Origin of the sequence: Arcobacter sp. F2176 (genome assembly GCF_004116465.1) — a bacterium.
Taxonomy (GTDB): Bacteria; Campylobacterota; Campylobacteria; order Campylobacterales; family Arcobacteraceae; genus Arcobacter; species Arcobacter siniprincipis.
This window is the reverse complement of record NZ_PDJV01000013.1, coordinates 56953-72688: the sequence shown is the minus strand read 5'-3', so window position 1 is coordinate 72688 and position 15736 is coordinate 56953. Positions and strand designations below refer to the sequence as shown.

The window sequence follows — 15736 nt, the reverse complement described above, 5'->3', positions numbered from 1 at the left end:
CAAATAAGTTTTAAATAAATTTAGATAATCATTTTTTGATTCTTCTTTTTCTATTTCTTTTAGAGAAGAAGAGCTTAGTTTTATTTTAGTTATTTTATTTGTCAATAATGGTTTTTGTATCTTTTGTTCTTCAAATTCTTTTATATTATTTTCATTTGCAATATTTATATTAAGAGTATTTACTGTTGAGATATTTATATATAGACCAATAAATAATCCAGAAAGAAATATTATAGCAAAGAGAATATTTTTTTTATACATTAAAAACCTTTTAATTGTTTATATTATAGTTTATTATTCATAAACTTTTCAAAATAGCTATAATGATGTGATTATTTTATTAATGATAGTGTTTCTTTTTGATATAATTTTTCTTTATTTTACTACAAAAGGAATATTTGTGAAAAAAGCTTTTTCATTGATGGAGTTGATGGTTGTTATTATTATTTTAGGATTATTGGCAATGTTTGTTTTGCCAAATTTAGTAGGTAAAAGTGAAGAAGCTAAAGAAAAGCTTACTTGTATTCAAATGAAAAGTGTCAGTCAAGTTTTAAAAATGTATAAGATTGATAGAAGCACTTATCCAACTACAGAAGAAAAACTTGATATATTAGTTAAAAACAACTACTTTGAAGATGGAAAGATGCCAAAAGATTCTTGGGATAATCCCTTTGTATATATATCAAATGAAGATGGTAAATCTTTTGAATTAATCTCATTTGGTCCAGATAAAAAAGAGGGTGGTAATGATGATATTTACTATTCTAAGTGTAACAAATAGGAATATGATTGAAAAAATCATTTTCTCTTTTGGAATTAGTCCTTGTTATTGTTCTTGTTGGGATAATATATAGTGTCTTTTTACCCAAAATCAAGATGATGAGTTTGAAAAAAACAGATATTGCACTTATGAATCTAAAGTCATACTTACTAAAACAAAAGTTCAAAAATGAGCTAGCATTTAAGTGTGTAGAGAATAGCTTGGATTGTTTTATTTATATTGATGGCAAGTTAAAACCTGATTTGACAATAAAGCACTTTTTTGAAAGAGAACCCATAGTCTATAAATATGATAAAAACATGGATCGTATCTCATACGGATATTTAAAGTTTGACACTTTTGAAGAGTTTAAAATTGTATTTCAATTAGTATTCAATCAAAATAATCGACACAAAGATGTAGTAGTACAGACGGATAAAGAGATATTACTTTTTAATAGTATTCATGAAAAGCCAAAAGAATTTGATTATTTGAATGATGTTGTATCTTATCTGGATAGCCTTGAAACAGAGGTGAAAAATGCTTTTTAAATATAATGGTATAGATAGCAGTGGCAAAAAAATATCTTCAAAAATAGAAGCTTTTTCTTTAGAAGATGCAAAGGCTAAATTAAAAGTTAAAAAAATCATCTTTAATAAACTTCATGAAGAGAAAAAAAGCACTTTTTTAAATTATGATTTTAGAAAAAAGTCTAATATAAAAGCAAGTACCTTATCTGAAATAAGTCGTGATTTAAGTATATATTTAAACTCTGGGATTCCCCTAGTAAGTGCAATTAAATTAATCAATGAACGATATAAAAATGACAAAAAAATGAATACATTTTTTGAATCAATATCTGTTTTTCTAGATGAAGGGAAAAATTTTTATTCTGCTTTAGATTTACAAAAGAGCATAAAACTTCCAGAATTTTATAAACAATCAATCAAAATAAGTGAAAATGGTGGATTATTAAAAGTTGTTTTAGCTGAACTAGCGACATTTTTAAAAGAACAAGAGCGTGTAAAAAAACAGATGATTACAGCGATGGCATACCCAAGTTTTATTTTGCTTGTATCTTTATTTGTTGTTGGATTTATGTTAAGTTTTATTGTACCAAAGATTACAGCAATCTTTACCCAATATGATCAAGCTTTACCCAAAATTACAACCTTTGTGATACTTTTAGGAGACTTCTTTTCAAATAATTATGAGATACTTTTCTTTGGATTGATTAGTTTGATAATATTATTTATGTATCTATTCGAAAAATCAAAAGTTTTTCATTTTTTTGTGGATAGCTTTTTATTGAAGTTACCTTTTTTAGGTAAGTTGGTAGAACTGAGTGAATTGAGTCGTTTCTCATATATGAATTCTATCTTGATTCGTTCAGGTGTACCAATTGTACAATCTTTTAATTTAGGTACAAATATTATAAAAAACACTGTTATAAAACGAGTATTTCTGGAAGCATCAGCTAAGGTTGTTGAAGGTAAAAGGCTTTCTGAAACTTTAAATTCAAGTGAAATATATAAAGTAGATAGTTCATTTATTCATGCAGTTGCTATTGGTGAAGAGACCAGTGAGTTAAGTAAGATTTTAAGTAATCTAGCAGAACTTTATAACGAAAATAGCAAAGATAAAATTGCTATTTTTTTAGCTCTTTTGGAGCCTGCTTTTATGCTTTTTGTTGGTTCTCTTATTGGGTTTATTGTCATAGCAATGCTTCTGCCAATATTTTCTATGAATTTAGGTTAAAAATGATAGTACAAAATAAAAAAGCGATTGTATTACTTATGACTTTGATGTTTATTATGGCAATAAGTGCCTTGATAATTAAAAACCTCAATGATGCAAATAGTTATATAGAAGAATCAAATAGTGATACATACTATATAAAATCACTTATAAGTGTTGATAATATAAAGAATGAATTTTTTGATTATTTTCTTAAGAATAAAGAACAAATACCTTCACTATTAGAAAATGAATCACTTCAAGAAGGTGTAGATTTGGAGTATGGAGATATAAAAGCAAAAGTGAGTTTTAAAAAGTACGAAGATAGATATGATATCAATGCTTTAGCAAAAGAAGATAAGGCAAAAATAAAAGATATTGAAAACCTTTTTTTAGAAAATAATGTTTTTGGCTTTTCTGTTTTTAAAACTTTAGTTATTTCATATATTAAAAAGTACGGAGATATTGATAATTTTGAACAAATCAATACTCTTGTAGAACTTTTTATTGAAAAAGCAGAAAGTGATGAAATAAAAACCATACAAGATAATTTGAGTTTTATTGATACTAAAAAACAAACCGCAATAATAGGACATCTTGATATTGAACATTCTAATCGTTTGGTTATTAGTGATTTTATTTTTGATATTACTGAGAAAAAAATAAAGGGGTTTAATATTGCTTTTAAATAAGAAAAGAAAGATACTATTTTTAACCAAAAAATCTTATTTTAAAACCTTGGATAAGGTAGATATTATTTTATCTCCTGAATTTTATTGGGTAAGGGAGTTTGAAATTCCTGTTAAAAATAAAAAAGAAGCTTTGGTATTTTTACCTAATCTTTTTAGTGATGTTTTACCCTTGGGTGATTTTTCATTTTTTGCAATGAAAAAGTCTAAACACCATTTTTTGTGTTTTGCATATAAAAATTCAGAAATTTTAGATGCTATTAAAAATACCAATTTACAAAACATTCAAGTGGGTAATATACATTTTGCACAATTAGAATTCTCAAATAAAAAAGCATTTTATTCAAATACAGAACAGTTCATATACACAGAAGATGAAATATTAGTAAAAATACCATTTTCTATTGAGGGCAATAGTGAAGATATCAACTCTATCTTGCAGGAACATGTTCTTTCTAAATATAAAATAAGATTGCAATTTTATTCGTCTATCATTGATATAAAGTATATCAATAGTATAGGTATTGTAACTTTGATTTTGATATTTTTAAATATATTTCAATATTTTATAATCAATAAAAATGTTTCTTTTTTAGAGAAAAAAGAACAGAGTATTAAGAAACAATATAATCTTCCAAGTACTAGTTTTGAAACAAATGCAATTTTAAAAAAGATGAAGAAAACTTTTAATACTAATAATAATTTACGCCAATCAATAGGTTATATCTTTGATTATCAAAAGAGGTATAATAAAGCAGTTATAAAAAGAATTGAATTTGATGGAAAAGTATTTCAACTTGATATTGATAATGTGATTCCAAGTCATTTTAAGACTTACTTTAGTAAAAACTTTAAAATAATTAAACAAAAGACAGAAGGTAATTTGATGAAAGTAGAGTTAGAATATGAATAGAATAAATCCAATATATATTTTAATAACTTTAATCTTTTTTCTTTTTCTTTCCTTTGTATTCTTAGGTACAGAAAAGAGTAAGTTAAAAGAAATACAAAGTAATTTTGCGAGTGAAATACTTACTGCAAAAGATTTTCGTATACTTAAAAGTAACCATCAAGATAAATCAACTTTATTATCTAAAATAAAAGGACTAAAATCTAATGCTTCATTTAAAAAAGAGAATATACAGATAATCCATGAAGGCAAACATATAAAAGCTTTAATCAAAAGCGATAATAAAGAAGTACTAAATAAGTTTTTAAATCAAATTTTGCAAGATAGATTTTTGATAAAAAAACTTACTATTACATCAAATATGATTAGTTTTGAGATGGAGGAATAATATGAAAAAAATAGTAAAAATTATTCTTTATGTATTGTTTTTTTGTTTTTCATTTATATTGTTTTTACCAAAAGAGAATTTTTACTTTCTCTTTGAAAAAGCATTAATGAAAAAAGAAATTATCATTTCTCAAGAGATAATAGATGACAAAATGTTATATTTAAAAATAACTGACTGAAATATAATATATGAAAATAAACCTTATGCAAAATTTGAATCTGCAAGTATCTCAACTGGATTTATTTTTTCACATATAAAAATAACTAATATATTTTTTATAAATAAAAATAACAGTAAGTATGAAAAGCTAATTGATTCATTATCTATAAATCATTCTATTATTAATCCTTTAAATATGACAATTAATGGAAAGGGTCAAATGGGTGAAATGAGAGGAATGATAAATTTGAAAGAAAAGATAATCACTTTAGAGCTAGAACCATCAAGATTAGTAAAAACAGATTTTAATTATTTACTTAATAATTGGAAATTAATCAAAGGAAAATATTATTATGAATATCAATTTTAATTTTATGTCTAAATATGTATTTACTTTAATGTTTTTATTTTTAGTAAGTTATATCTTTAATATTATGCTGTTTTTGATACTTCCTAAAATGGGAGTTGATTATATTGTAGAAAACCGTTATAGGTTTGCTTTTCGTGATTATGATTATTTATCAACTTTTGGATTTAAAAATGCACAAATACAAACAAAGCAAGTAATTACTACACAAAAAAGCTATCCCTTTCTTTCTCAATTGGAGCTTAATGCAATTTATTCAAAAAGTAGTGGTTTAGGTTGGATAGTTTTAAAAGAAAAAAGTACTAAGAAGAGTCATGTTTTGGCACTAAATGATAGCTTTAAAGGTTATCAGCTTAAAAAAATAGAAAAATCATTTGTAATATTTGTAAAAGACAAAATAGAATATAAATTAGAAATAAATAAAGATAAATTAAAATATAAGGTTATAAAAGATGATAAATAGTTGTTATAAAATAAAGAAAATTAGTATATTAAAAGTATTTATATTAGTAGTATTTTTATCTTTAAATCTTTTTGCTAAGAAAGAACCTATTGATATAAGTTTTAAAAATCTAAGTATTGAGGATTTGATTAAAATTACTTCAAAGATTATTAATAAAAATATTTTATTAACAACAAAAGTAAGTGGCAATGTGGATTTTATAACAAATAAACAGCTTTATGATGATGATATTTATAATATTTTGATTTATGTACTTGAGTCAAAAGGATTAACAATAGTTGAAAATCACGGTATTTTACGTATTGTAAAAATGGAAGATAGTTCTAAATACAATCTACCAATACTTGCAGGTAAAAATAAAAATGGTTATGATCAAATGGTGACAAAAGTTTTTTCTGTGCAATACTCAAATGTAGAATATATTGCTTCTAAGATACGACACCTTATAACAAAATCTGCAAAGTTAGTAACAGATAAAGAATCTAATGTGATAGTTATAACTGATTTTGAAAGTAATATAGAAACTATAGAAAAAATAATAACACTCATCTCTAAAGATGCAAAAAAAACAGTTCGAAGTATTAAGTTAAAAAATATTCAAGTATCTAGTGCGGAAACAACATTAAAAAATATTGCAAAATCTGTTTTTGATGAAAAAATAGATAAAGAAAAAGTCGTAGTGCTTGGCAATAAAGATGATAATTCAATCTTGCTGGTTGGAAAAGAAAAAAATGTTGATTTTTTAGAAAAATATATTCAAAATGTCGATAAAATAGGGAGCCTAGCAGAACGAGTTGTTGATGTTGTAACATTAAAAAATGTTGAAGTAAAAAATATGATAAAAATAATTGAAGGTATAATTAATAAAAAGAAATATATTGATCCTGATAATAAACCTTATGCTTCAATTGATGAAGAGACTAATGCTTTAGTATTAGTTGGACCAAAGTATGAAATAAAATACATAAAAGAGATTGTTTCAGAACTTGATAAAGAGAGATTACAAGTTTATGTTCAAGCAAAGATTATAGAAGTTAGTGCTAATAAAATACATAATTTAGGTATCAAATATGGATTAACAGGTGCAGAGTCAACAAGCAATGGGATTTTTACACTTGGTGCAAATCTTGGCGGAAGTGTAAATGCTCTAAGTTCTGGTGTTGAATCCTTATTGACATTTAATACAAAAACACTAAACTCAGGTATTGCTTTAGGAGCAACATTAAATCTATTAAAAAATAATCAAGCCATAGATATAGTTTCTGAACCATCAATATTATGTATCAACAATAAAGAATCATCAATCTATGTTGGAGAAACAAAATCTTTTCAAACAGGTACAACAACTACAGATGGTGGAACAACTAATAACACTTTTCAAAGGGAAGATATAGGGTTGACCTTAAAAGTAAAACCAAGAATTTCAGATGACAATAAAGTTACTTTAGAAATTGAAACAGTCTTAGAAGATGCAAAAGAATTAAAAGATGGACAAACAAATCCAGATACAAGTAAAAAAGAAGTTAAGACTACAGCAATAGTATCAAATGGTGAAAGTGTTATTATTGGAGGACTTATAAAAAATAAATCTGATATGATAGAAGATAAAGTTCCATTTTTTGGTGATATTCCTGTTCTTGGAGTATTATTTAAAAATACAAAAAAAGCAGAAGATAAAATAAACCTAGTAGTTATTATGACACCTTATATTGTACCAAATAGTGAAGGTTTAACTTTTGTAAGAGAGCAATTAACAGAATTAAAATTACTTGAAGATCAATATACAAAAGATTTGGAAGTAAGATTAGTACAAAGACATTTAGAAATTATGAAAAAAAATAAAGACTTAAAAGATAAAAAAGAGGAAATTGAAGAAGAAATTGAAGATTTAAAAGATAATGATGATAAATCTATTCATGAAAAACAAATGGATATGATAATGGGTAAAAGCCATGAAGATTGATGAAAAACATTATCCTTCACTTTTACCTTATGAACATGAAGGGTATGAACTCGCACTAAAAAATTATGTACTTTTTTCTCAACTTGAAGATAAAATAGTCATTTGTCTTTATGAAAAACATATGAGTAAAGCATTAGATTATCTATCAAAGTTTGATTATGAACATGAAGTAATCTTTTTAGATGAAATATCTTTTGATAGATTATATAACCATTTTGTTGAAATCCGTACTGATAAACAAATGAATAGTATTCAAAAAGAGCAAGAAGATGCATCTTTTGATGATGAAGATTTTTCAGTTGCAGAGTTTTTAAAAAATAGTTCAGATATCTTGACTTCTGAAGAGTCAGCACCTATTATAAAGTTTGTAAATTCATTGTTTTATCAAGCAATAAAAAAGCGTTCAAGTGATATTCATATAGAAATGCATGAACACAAAGGGGAAGTGAGATATAGAGTTGATGGTGTTTTATTTAAGCATGTTGAATTAGAAAAAAATATAATGGCATTGGTAATTAGTCGTATAAAAGTTATTTCAAGCTTAGATATTAGTGAAAAGCGTGTGCCCCAAGATGGGCGAACCCAAATTAAAATAGCAAGAAGAGTTCTTGATATAAGGGTTTCAATCTTGCCCACTTTTTATGGTGAGAGAGTGGTAATGCGTATCTTGATGCAAAGTGAAGATATTCCTACTTTAAATGAATTAGGTTTTCCTTCTTATATAACAAATAGCTTAGAAAGTATCATGAACAACAGCTATGGTATGGTACTAGTAACAGGACCTACAGGAAGTGGAAAGTCTACAACTCTTCACGCTTTATTACAACATATTGTTGATAAAGAGAAAAATATTATTACCATAGAAGACCCAGTAGAATACAAATCTGATGAGATAAATCAAATACAAGTAAATTCACAAGTAGGGCTAACTTTTGCCAGTGGTTTGCGTTCTATTTTACGACAAGACCCCGATATCATTATGGTAGGAGAAATTAGAGATAGTGAAACTGCCTCTATTTCAGTACAAGCAGCTTTAACTGGTCACTTACTTTTTTCTACTTTACATACAAATAGAGCACCTGCTGCTATTTCAAGACTTGTAGATATGAAAGTGGAAAGGTTTTTATTGACATCATCATTATTGGCAGTTTTAGCACAAAGGTTAGTTCGTAAACTTTGTCCTTCTTGTAAAGAAGAAGATGATTTAGCTAAAGATTATAATGAAATGTTTGATATCCCAGATGATACTAAGATATATAAATCAGTCGGATGTAAATTTTGTAATTTCACAGGATATAGTGGTCGTGTTGCCATTGGAGAACTCTTTTTAGTCGATGAAAAAATTAAAAAGCACCTACACAATAATCTTGATGATAATGACTTGATGAACTTAGCCATAGAAGGTGGTATGCAACCTCTTGGTGAGCAATTAAAATCTATGCTAATAGAAGGAACTACATCCTTTGAAGAAGCTATAAGAATTGGTATAAAGTAAAGATGAAAAAAGCTCTTTCTCTTATAGAAGTTCTTATATCTATCATTATTATAACAGTAGTTATTGGCTCACTCATTAAAATCAAACAAAATAACTTATTTATTATAGAAAAAAGTGATGTAAGCAAACTAAATCAAGCTTACATAAGTCTTTATGCTCTAAATTATCAAGCAAGTAATAATAGAAACAAAAATCTTGCTATAGATGAAAATCTAACATTAAATGATGAAGAGCTAAAAAAACAAACAAAAGCTACAAATATAAATATAAAAGATAAAACTTTGGAAACAAAAGAGTTAGAAAACACACCCTTTTCTTTTAAGCAAATAGAGAATTCATATTCCATAAAGAACAGTATAAAAAAGAAGTTTTATACTATAAAGATAGACAAATGAAAAAAGGTTTTACTCTAATAGAGATACTTATTAGTATCACACTTTTTTCTCTTATTCTCGTCTTTTTATATAAAGCTTTGGACCTTACCAAGCAAAGTAACTTCTTCTATGAAAAAAAACTCGATACACTAGAATCAAGTAATAAACTAAAAGCCTTATACTATGAAGATATAGCAAAAGCAAAAAGTATCGAAATAACTTTTGATAGGTCTTCAAATAGCATTTTAAAAATACAGACAAATGATATGTATCATAATCCTTTTTATAGATATGTTACATATATAATCTCACAAGATAAAAATCTACTTCGAATAGAGAGTCTATATAAGTTCAATGAAAGAGAAGTATTAGACTCTTTTTTTAATGATGCTTTTGTAGATAAGCTTGATAGTGATATTTTTAAGTTTAAAGTTTCTCAATCAAAAGTCAATAAAAAAATATATGCTATCCTCCTTCAAAAAAAAGATAAGCCAATAGTTTTTTTTAATACTTTAACAATAAACTAATAATGTGAAATATAAGGTTTATTTTATTTATATATGTAAGTTAAAAATAAAGATAATCATAAATTTTAAATTAGTTACTTATATTTATATATTTAATCATAAAACTATGTTATTATATAATTAAATTTTTACTTATAAATTACTAATTTGTAATATTAAGTAAAGATAAAAGGAGTTCCTATGACAATAAACTCAAATAATTCATTTGCTTCTGTAAGTAATGGCATTAAAATATTTCAAAATAATGCTAATGTAGAAAATAGTTCATCGACTGAGGGCGAGAATACTAACAAAAATGATCCAATTCGTCTTAGCCTAAGTTCAAGTGCAAAAGATAACTTAAATAAGATAAATCAAACACAAGCACAAGAAGAACCAGTTATCCAATCAAGAAATAAATATGAAGGTGAACTCGAAATAAGAATAAAAATAAAAAATGATTATTATGCAAAAGTAGTTGAAGAAGATAAAAAATTTGATAACCCTTATGGACATATTTGGGATAAATATCATAATGAATATTCTCCTTATTATATAGAAGGCTTGACAGATGAAGAAAGAGATGCTGGTGAAAGCAATGAATTCAATTACTTGAAATGGGGAAAAGATGATAAAAGTTTAACATCTGGAGATGCTATTTTTCGAGATAGGGGACCTTTGTATGCTGATGTAGAAAGTGCAAAAGAAAAAGCATTTAATAGAGAAGAAGTAAATAAACAAGTTCAACAATTACTAGATGCTAATAATATAACAATACCACAAAATACAAAACTAAGATTTACAATTGACCCAAATAATTATAAAGTAACTGTTACTGGAACAGATGATAAAAATCTTACTAGTTTATTAGAAAAGATGTTAGATGAAAAAAACTCAAAACAATTGTTTTATCATATTAGTTTAAGTTCTTCAGATGATTCAACACAATTTACAAAAGAAAAGCAAGGTAAATATTATTTGATTACTGAAATGAAAGATAAGACAGGATATGACTTAAATGACTTAAGTGTTGAAAATGGGAAGTTTGTAACAGAAGATGGAACAGATATTTTTGATATTTATAAAGAGAGTATTAGAACTGGTACAAGTGTTCCAGAACAATTTAAAGATACAATAATTTATACTTATGGTGAAGAGTTGAAAAATCTAGCAAAAGTTGGGATTGATTCTATTCCTGATTTATTTTTGTCAATAGATTATGAAAATGGTTCTTTTTATGATGTAGGGCAAAGTAAGAATTATGGAAGAGGAAAAACAGATTGGATTGATAAATTAGAAGCTTCGAAAGAATAAATGTCTATATCTTTGAATTTTATATAGAGTTCTTCAAAAGTGATAAATATTGATATAAAAAAAGAGGATAGACTTTATCTATCTCTTTTTCTTCAGACTAACTATTCAAAGGCCTTAGTTAAATCGTATTCATAATTAATAGTTGCTTTAACATCACTCATTGTAGATGAACTTCTTGCTAAAGCATTATATCTAAAATCCCATTTTTGGGCAACATTTAATTCATTTGATAAATCTATATTATAATATCCAGTTCTTGCACTAGCTACAGTAGATAAGTACCAATCATTTGTTTGAGAAGGTAAGATTTCATGTGTAATTCCTCCCAAATTTCGTGATAGATTACCTGAAGTTGTAATAGATTTAACAACTGCACCATTTGGGATAGTTGAATTATTAGTAAGATCCATCGATATGATAGAAGAATCAACACCATTAGGATTGGTCAATATATCTGGGTTTCCTGAATTTGAAGCTGTACCATTAAAGTTAAATTTACCACTACTTGACTTTATTCTATCCTCAACATTGATTGAAAAAATCATATCACCTGTATAATTACCTCTTTTAATTCTAATATAAAAATTTTGTGAGTTTGAAGTAGCATTTATTTTTGATACATATATAAAAGAAAGTATTGCACCTGGATCAACTACATTTCCACTACTATCAACAGTAGTATAATTATTATTTAATACTTCTAGAAACATACCTTGATAATCACTATCATAAGAAGTTCTGACATATAATCTATCTCCTTTATATGCAGTAAACTTAAAATAAGCTTCATCTTGTCCTGCCTTTAAGTTACAAATTGTTGAAGAAGCATATTTCCAATATCCCATTGAATAAGCGGTTGCATAACTATTATTTCCTACAATTGCTCCATTTTCTGTTTCTGCAAAGGCAGAGATACTAAATGAAAAACTGAAAAACATAACTAAAATAAATTTTAGTAACTGTTTAGAACTATTTTTTAACATAAGAATTTCCTTTTAATAAGATATATAAGTATATTATTAAAATTATTAATTAATTATTAAAAATTATAATAATATGTCTATAATATTATTTTATATATTCTAATTAATTATATTTAAATTATACTATATAATATAATTTAAAAAAATATAACTTTTTTACTTTATTTTATTAATAATTGGTTAATATTTAATTGTTTTTAAATAAAAGGAGAAACAATGATGGAAAAAGATGGAATCCTGCTAGCGGGTAAAAAAATAATCAAAGGATTATTAGTAGGAAGTATTGTATTGGCATCAGCTCAAGCTGATTTTTTGATGACACTTACAGATAAAGCAGGAGTTGAAGAAAACCTTTGTGTAAAAAGCTATAGCTTTTCAAATAACTTGGAGAGTTTACATAAAGAAGTAAAACAAAAGGACATTTATTCTACTGAAGAAACTTTGACGAATAAGATATATCTTGGAAAGCCTGTGTATAGAAAAATTGTTAAAATGCCTAATTTAATTAGTGATAGAAACTGGAGGTATACTCCTTATGAAAATCCACCTAAAAATATGGATAAACTTTTTGATGCTCGTATCATAGGTACAAATTTTTCAGCTATGAGTAGATGGGGCACATCAGAGAATTCTTTTGTATATAGGATAGACGGAGATAAAATTAGTTATAGGCTTGGAAAGTTGGTAAATCTAAATAATCTTTCTATTATTCTGGAGTATATAAAAACAACAGACACAGCTCAAACTAATACAAATGAACTAACAACTTTAGTCCACTACTTACCAAGTGACTCTTCAAATGGAGAATACGTAACTAAATCATTAAACGAAACTGGTATTAGATTTCTAAATAACTACACATACGATGCTTCAACAAATTCTTGTATAGCACCAGCAAATTAATAAGGAAATAAAATGATGAAACAAAGTGGAATCCTATTTATAGGTAAAAAGATAATTAAATCCCTAATGCTAAGTTCTGCATTATTAGTCTCAGCCCAAGCTGATTTTTTGATGACACTTACAGATAAAAATGGAACAGAAGAGAGTCTTTGTGTGAAAAGTTATAGCTTTTCTAATAACTTGGAGAGCTTACAAAAAAAAGTAAATCAAAAAGATATTTATTCAGAAGAAGAAACTTTGACGAATAAAGTTTTTATGGGTAAACCAGTTTTTAGGAAGATAGTTAAACTTGGTGATTTAAGTTCTTTTGCAAATAATAATAATGTTTGGAAAAATGTAAATTTTAATATTAACAATATGGAGACTCAAATTTCTGCGATACATTTTGGTAGTGTTAATAAAACTTATGGATTTATCCATACATCTGAAAATCAATTTCGAGATTTAATATATAAAAATTATTATAGATTTGTCAGTTCTATTAATTATAAAAATAAATTATCAGATGTAAATTTTATAGTAGAATACACAAAAACAACAGACACAGCACAAACTAATCCAAATGAATTAACAACTTTAGTTCACTACTTACCAAGTGATTCTACAACTAATGAGTATATCACTAAATCAATGGATGATGCTGGTATTAGACTTCAAAAAAACTATACATACGATGCTTCAACTAACAGTTGTACAAAAAATTAAATATATAAATTAAAAAAAGGATAAGAAATGATGGAAAGAAATGGAATCCTGCTAGCAGGTAAAAGAATTTTATTAACAATAATTATAGGCTTATTATGTTCACTATCTTTAAGTGCTGATTATGAACTAACAATTACAAATAATGATGGAACAGAGACAAAAGAATGTATTAAAAGTTATAGTTTTTCTAATAATTTAGAAAGTATTGCAAAGCAAAATGGAGTAGGGCAAGATATTTATTCTAAAGAAGAGACTTTGACTAATAAGGTTTATTTAGGGAAACCAGTTTATAGAAAGGTTTATACTTTTGGTGACTATACTGTACCTCAAGATTCAGTAGGAGTTACTAAATATACAGATGTTATTTCTGAAAATATTGATAGAATAGTTCATTTAGATTATAAAGTTTATGTAGATGATGCTTTATCTTCTGAAGTTAATTCTAGGTATGCAATTTATGGCAATAGTGTAACAACAGCCACGTGGGCAGGATTTTCAAAATCATCAAAAAAAGCATATATTTTTCTTAGAAATCAAATGCCAAATACGAGTGCATGGAATATTACAGATTCACGTTTAACAGTTGAATACACAAAAACAACAGATAGTGTTAGTACTTCACAAAACAAATTTAAATCATATTTTCACTATGTTTTAAGTTCAAATAATGAAGATGAAGTGATAACTCTAAATTTGAAAGATATTGGTGTTAGATTTAAAGAGGGTTATTTTTATGACTCTTCTACAAATAGTTGTACAAAAAACTAAAAAAGAATCTTATTAAAAGGGATATTAGCATCTTAGAAGATTGCTAGTACCCTAATCCGTTATGCCTAAATCTACTTTAAATTATCAGCATTTAAGTTTTATGATTCCGTTAAAAGCTGAATAGTTGCATTAGCAACTTCAGAACCTTTTTTATAAGGTATTGATAAATACTTTTTAATAGTATTTAAATCAGAATGCCCTAATGCTCCTGATAAATAAGTTGCATTAACTCCTTGTTCTGCCATAGCTGATACAACTACATTTCTCAAATAGTGAATTCCAAAGTTTGGATTATTTAATGCCTTTTTTAATTTTCTTGTTTGAGTTTGAATATTTTGAATATAAGATGTTGAATCTGTTGGAGATTCAAAAACATAATGTTTTTTATTTGTTTCCATCGCTAAGAGGAGTAGGGCGATCGATTCTGGTAGAATAAAAGTTTGTTCTTCACCATTTTTAGTATTTGGTAAAGTATATGACATGTTATCAAAATCAATGTATTCCCATCTAAGTGTCAATATTTCTGATCTTCGTCTTCCTTGTAATGCAAATAAAAACAGAGCTTGAAAATATATGTCATCTTTAAATATAGTCATTATGGCATTGTATATCTCTTTTAATAATACAGATGCATTTTGAACTTTCTTTTTTGTATTTGGTCTTTTTACTGTAATACCATCACATGGATTAAATGATATAATTCTATTAACTATAGCACTTTTAAATACTGGATTTAATATCTCTAATGCAGTTTTCTGACTTCTAGCACTTAGTCCAAGTGATTTAACATTGTTAATAATAGACTTAATATGTATTTGCCTTATGTCCTTAATTTTTTTATTACCGATTATATCTTTGATATGTTTGTTATAATAGTTTACAATAGAGATTTTCCATCTATTTCCACTATAAGAGCTACTCTCTTCCATAGTGTTAAAATATTGTTTTATAAAAGTATCTAGTTTGATATTTTCATTAAAATTAGTTTCTTGAGAATCATTTTTGATTTTATCAATGTATTCAAGTGTATCAATCTTTGCTTTTTTGATTCTTGTTTTTTTGTCCCATACCTGATTTGTATATGTAAAAACTTTTTGTTTAACCTTGTAGTTAACCTTACAATTTAAATAAAACTTATCATATTTCGCATTTGCATATAATCCTGTATCTATCTTATTTATAAACTCTTTTCTATTAACTGCCATCTAAAATCCTTGGGACATACTTTTGGGACATACCTTTTTATGTATTA

Annotated in this window: 20 protein-coding genes; 17 read left to right on the top strand and 3 right to left on the bottom strand. The window is 26.0% G+C overall.

What is annotated here, in order from left to right:
• A partial coding sequence (locus tag CRU95_RS12130) for a hypothetical protein (protein ID WP_164969781.1) occupies window positions 1–261 on the bottom strand: 261 nt, incomplete at its 3' end.
• 139 nt (window positions 262–400) lie between these two features.
• On the opposite strand from CRU95_RS12130, the gene gspG reads away from it, so the two are divergent.
• The 14 genes from gspG to CRU95_RS12070 all read left to right on the top strand — a co-directional run bounded on the left by gspG (window position 401) and on the right by CRU95_RS12070 (window position 11125).
• Window positions 401–781: a type II secretion system major pseudopilin GspG gene (gene gspG / locus CRU95_RS12125; RefSeq protein ID WP_129101380.1), complete on the top strand. Its 381-nt coding sequence runs from the start codon at window positions 401–403 to the stop codon at window positions 779–781.
• An 8-nt stretch (window positions 782–789) separates the two neighbouring features.
• Window positions 790–1311 carry a hypothetical protein gene (locus CRU95_RS12120; protein WP_129101379.1) on the top strand — a complete coding sequence of 174 codons (522 nt, stop codon included), beginning with the start codon at window positions 790–792 and terminating at the stop codon, window positions 1309–1311.
• The gene (locus CRU95_RS12115; protein ID WP_129101378.1) at window positions 1301–2518 is read left to right on the top strand and encodes a type II secretion system F family protein; all 1218 of its coding nucleotides are present in this window, start codon (window positions 1301–1303) and stop codon (window positions 2516–2518) included. Before CRU95_RS12120 ends, CRU95_RS12115 begins: the two co-directional genes overlap by 11 nt.
• 2 nt (window positions 2519–2520) lie before the next feature.
• Window positions 2521–3189, top strand: a complete 669-nt coding sequence (locus CRU95_RS12110; RefSeq protein WP_129101377.1) for a hypothetical protein — start codon at window positions 2521–2523, stop codon at window positions 3187–3189.
• 46 nt (window positions 3190–3235) lie between these two features.
• On the top strand, window positions 3236–4099 hold the full coding sequence (locus CRU95_RS12105; protein ID WP_164969780.1) for a hypothetical protein: 864 nt from the start codon (window positions 3236–3238) through the stop codon (window positions 4097–4099).
• Window positions 4092–4484 (top strand): hypothetical protein, encoded by a 393-nt coding sequence (locus CRU95_RS12100; protein ID WP_129101375.1) that lies wholly within the window; start codon window positions 4092–4094, stop codon window positions 4482–4484. Before CRU95_RS12105 ends, CRU95_RS12100 begins: the two co-directional genes overlap by 8 nt.
• Before the next feature lies 1 nt (window position 4485).
• On the top strand, window positions 4486–4662 hold the full coding sequence (locus CRU95_RS16635; protein WP_164969779.1) for a hypothetical protein: 177 nt from the start codon (window positions 4486–4488) through the stop codon (window positions 4660–4662).
• Window positions 4663–4839: 177 nt separating this feature from the next.
• Entirely contained in the window at window positions 4840–5013 is a 174-nt protein-coding gene (locus tag CRU95_RS16630) for a hypothetical protein (RefSeq protein ID WP_164969778.1), read from the top strand.
• The gene (locus CRU95_RS12095) at window positions 4997–5473 is read left to right on the top strand and encodes a hypothetical protein (protein ID WP_129101374.1); all 477 of its coding nucleotides are present in this window, start codon (window positions 4997–4999) and stop codon (window positions 5471–5473) included. The genes CRU95_RS16630 and CRU95_RS12095 overlap by 17 nt, the downstream gene beginning before the upstream one ends.
• Entirely contained in the window at window positions 5463–7436 is a 1974-nt protein-coding gene (locus tag CRU95_RS12090; RefSeq protein WP_129101373.1) for a secretin N-terminal domain-containing protein, read from the top strand. Before CRU95_RS12095 ends, CRU95_RS12090 begins: the two co-directional genes overlap by 11 nt.
• The gene (locus tag CRU95_RS12085) at window positions 7426–8931 is read left to right on the top strand and encodes a GspE/PulE family protein (RefSeq protein WP_129101372.1); all 1506 of its coding nucleotides are present in this window, start codon (window positions 7426–7428) and stop codon (window positions 8929–8931) included. The genes CRU95_RS12090 and CRU95_RS12085 overlap by 11 nt, the downstream gene beginning before the upstream one ends.
• 2 nt (window positions 8932–8933) lie before the next feature.
• Complete coding sequence (locus tag CRU95_RS12080; protein ID WP_129101371.1) at window positions 8934–9326, top strand: hypothetical protein; 393 nt, start codon at window positions 8934–8936, stop codon at window positions 9324–9326.
• Entirely contained in the window at window positions 9323–9832 is a 510-nt protein-coding gene (locus tag CRU95_RS12075; protein ID WP_129101370.1) for a type II secretion system protein J, read from the top strand. The genes CRU95_RS12080 and CRU95_RS12075 overlap by 4 nt, the downstream gene beginning before the upstream one ends.
• 180 nt (window positions 9833–10012) lie before the next feature.
• Complete coding sequence (locus CRU95_RS12070; RefSeq protein WP_129101369.1) at window positions 10013–11125, top strand: DUF4885 family protein; 1113 nt, start codon at window positions 10013–10015, stop codon at window positions 11123–11125.
• A 101-nt stretch (window positions 11126–11226) separates the two neighbouring features.
• Here CRU95_RS12070 and CRU95_RS12065 read toward each other — a convergent pair whose 3' ends face one another.
• Window positions 11227–12108, bottom strand: coding sequence for a hypothetical protein (locus CRU95_RS12065; RefSeq protein WP_129101368.1), 882 nt, complete (start codon window positions 12106–12108; stop codon window positions 11227–11229).
• Between the two features lie 216 nt (window positions 12109–12324).
• Here CRU95_RS12065 and CRU95_RS12060 point away from each other — a divergent pair, with 216 nt between their 5' ends.
• The 3 genes from CRU95_RS12060 to CRU95_RS12050 are packed head-to-tail and all read left to right on the top strand — an operon-like array spanning window position 12325 to window position 14484.
• Window positions 12325–13011 (top strand): hypothetical protein, encoded by a 687-nt coding sequence (locus tag CRU95_RS12060; RefSeq protein WP_129101367.1) that lies wholly within the window; start codon window positions 12325–12327, stop codon window positions 13009–13011.
• A gap of 12 nt (window positions 13012–13023) precedes the next feature.
• Entirely contained in the window at window positions 13024–13716 is a 693-nt protein-coding gene (locus tag CRU95_RS12055; RefSeq protein ID WP_129101366.1) for a hypothetical protein, read from the top strand.
• 27 nt (window positions 13717–13743) lie between these two features.
• A complete protein-coding gene (locus CRU95_RS12050; protein WP_129101365.1) occupies window positions 13744–14484 on the top strand; it encodes a hypothetical protein in 741 nt (246 codons plus the stop codon).
• Window positions 14485–14582: 98 nt separating this feature from the next.
• Here CRU95_RS12050 and CRU95_RS12045 read toward each other — a convergent pair whose 3' ends face one another.
• Complete coding sequence (locus CRU95_RS12045) at window positions 14583–15689, bottom strand: integrase (RefSeq protein ID WP_129101364.1); 1107 nt, start codon at window positions 15687–15689, stop codon at window positions 14583–14585.
• Window positions 15690–15736: the final 47 nt, after the last annotated feature.

Bases quoted from the DNA above. Each gene is read 5' to 3' on its own strand.
- CRU95_RS12065 (WP_129101368.1), bottom strand. From the start codon at position 12,108: ATGTTAAAAAATAGTTCTAAACAGTTACTAAAATTTATTTTAGTTATG.
- CRU95_RS12075 (WP_129101370.1), top strand. From the start codon at position 9,323: ATGAAAAAAGGTTTTACTCTAATAGAGATACTTATTAGTATCACACTT.
- CRU95_RS12085 (WP_129101372.1), top strand. From the start codon at position 7,426: ATGAAGATTGATGAAAAACATTATCCTTCACTTTTACCTTATGAACAT.
- CRU95_RS12055 (WP_129101366.1), top strand. From the start codon at position 13,024: ATGATGAAACAAAGTGGAATCCTATTTATAGGTAAAAAGATAATTAAA.
- CRU95_RS12050 (WP_129101365.1), top strand. From the start codon at position 13,744: ATGATGGAAAGAAATGGAATCCTGCTAGCAGGTAAAAGAATTTTATTA.
- CRU95_RS12095 (WP_129101374.1), top strand. From the start codon at position 4,997: ATGAATATCAATTTTAATTTTATGTCTAAATATGTATTTACTTTAATG.
- CRU95_RS12070 (WP_129101369.1), top strand. From the start codon at position 10,013: ATGACAATAAACTCAAATAATTCATTTGCTTCTGTAAGTAATGGCATT.
- CRU95_RS16635 (WP_164969779.1), top strand. From the start codon at position 4,486: ATGAAAAAAATAGTAAAAATTATTCTTTATGTATTGTTTTTTTGTTTT.
- CRU95_RS12090 (WP_129101373.1), top strand. From the start codon at position 5,463: ATGATAAATAGTTGTTATAAAATAAAGAAAATTAGTATATTAAAAGTA.
- CRU95_RS12060 (WP_129101367.1), top strand. From the start codon at position 12,325: ATGATGGAAAAAGATGGAATCCTGCTAGCGGGTAAAAAAATAATCAAA.
- CRU95_RS12100 (WP_129101375.1), top strand. From the start codon at position 4,092: ATGAATAGAATAAATCCAATATATATTTTAATAACTTTAATCTTTTTT.
- CRU95_RS16630 (WP_164969778.1), top strand. From the start codon at position 4,840: ATGACAATTAATGGAAAGGGTCAAATGGGTGAAATGAGAGGAATGATA.
- CRU95_RS12045 (WP_129101364.1), bottom strand. From the start codon at position 15,689: ATGGCAGTTAATAGAAAAGAGTTTATAAATAAGATAGATACAGGATTA.
- CRU95_RS12115 (WP_129101378.1), top strand. From the start codon at position 1,301: ATGCTTTTTAAATATAATGGTATAGATAGCAGTGGCAAAAAAATATCT.
- CRU95_RS12110 (WP_129101377.1), top strand. From the start codon at position 2,521: ATGATAGTACAAAATAAAAAAGCGATTGTATTACTTATGACTTTGATG.
- CRU95_RS12080 (WP_129101371.1), top strand. From the start codon at position 8,934: ATGAAAAAAGCTCTTTCTCTTATAGAAGTTCTTATATCTATCATTATT.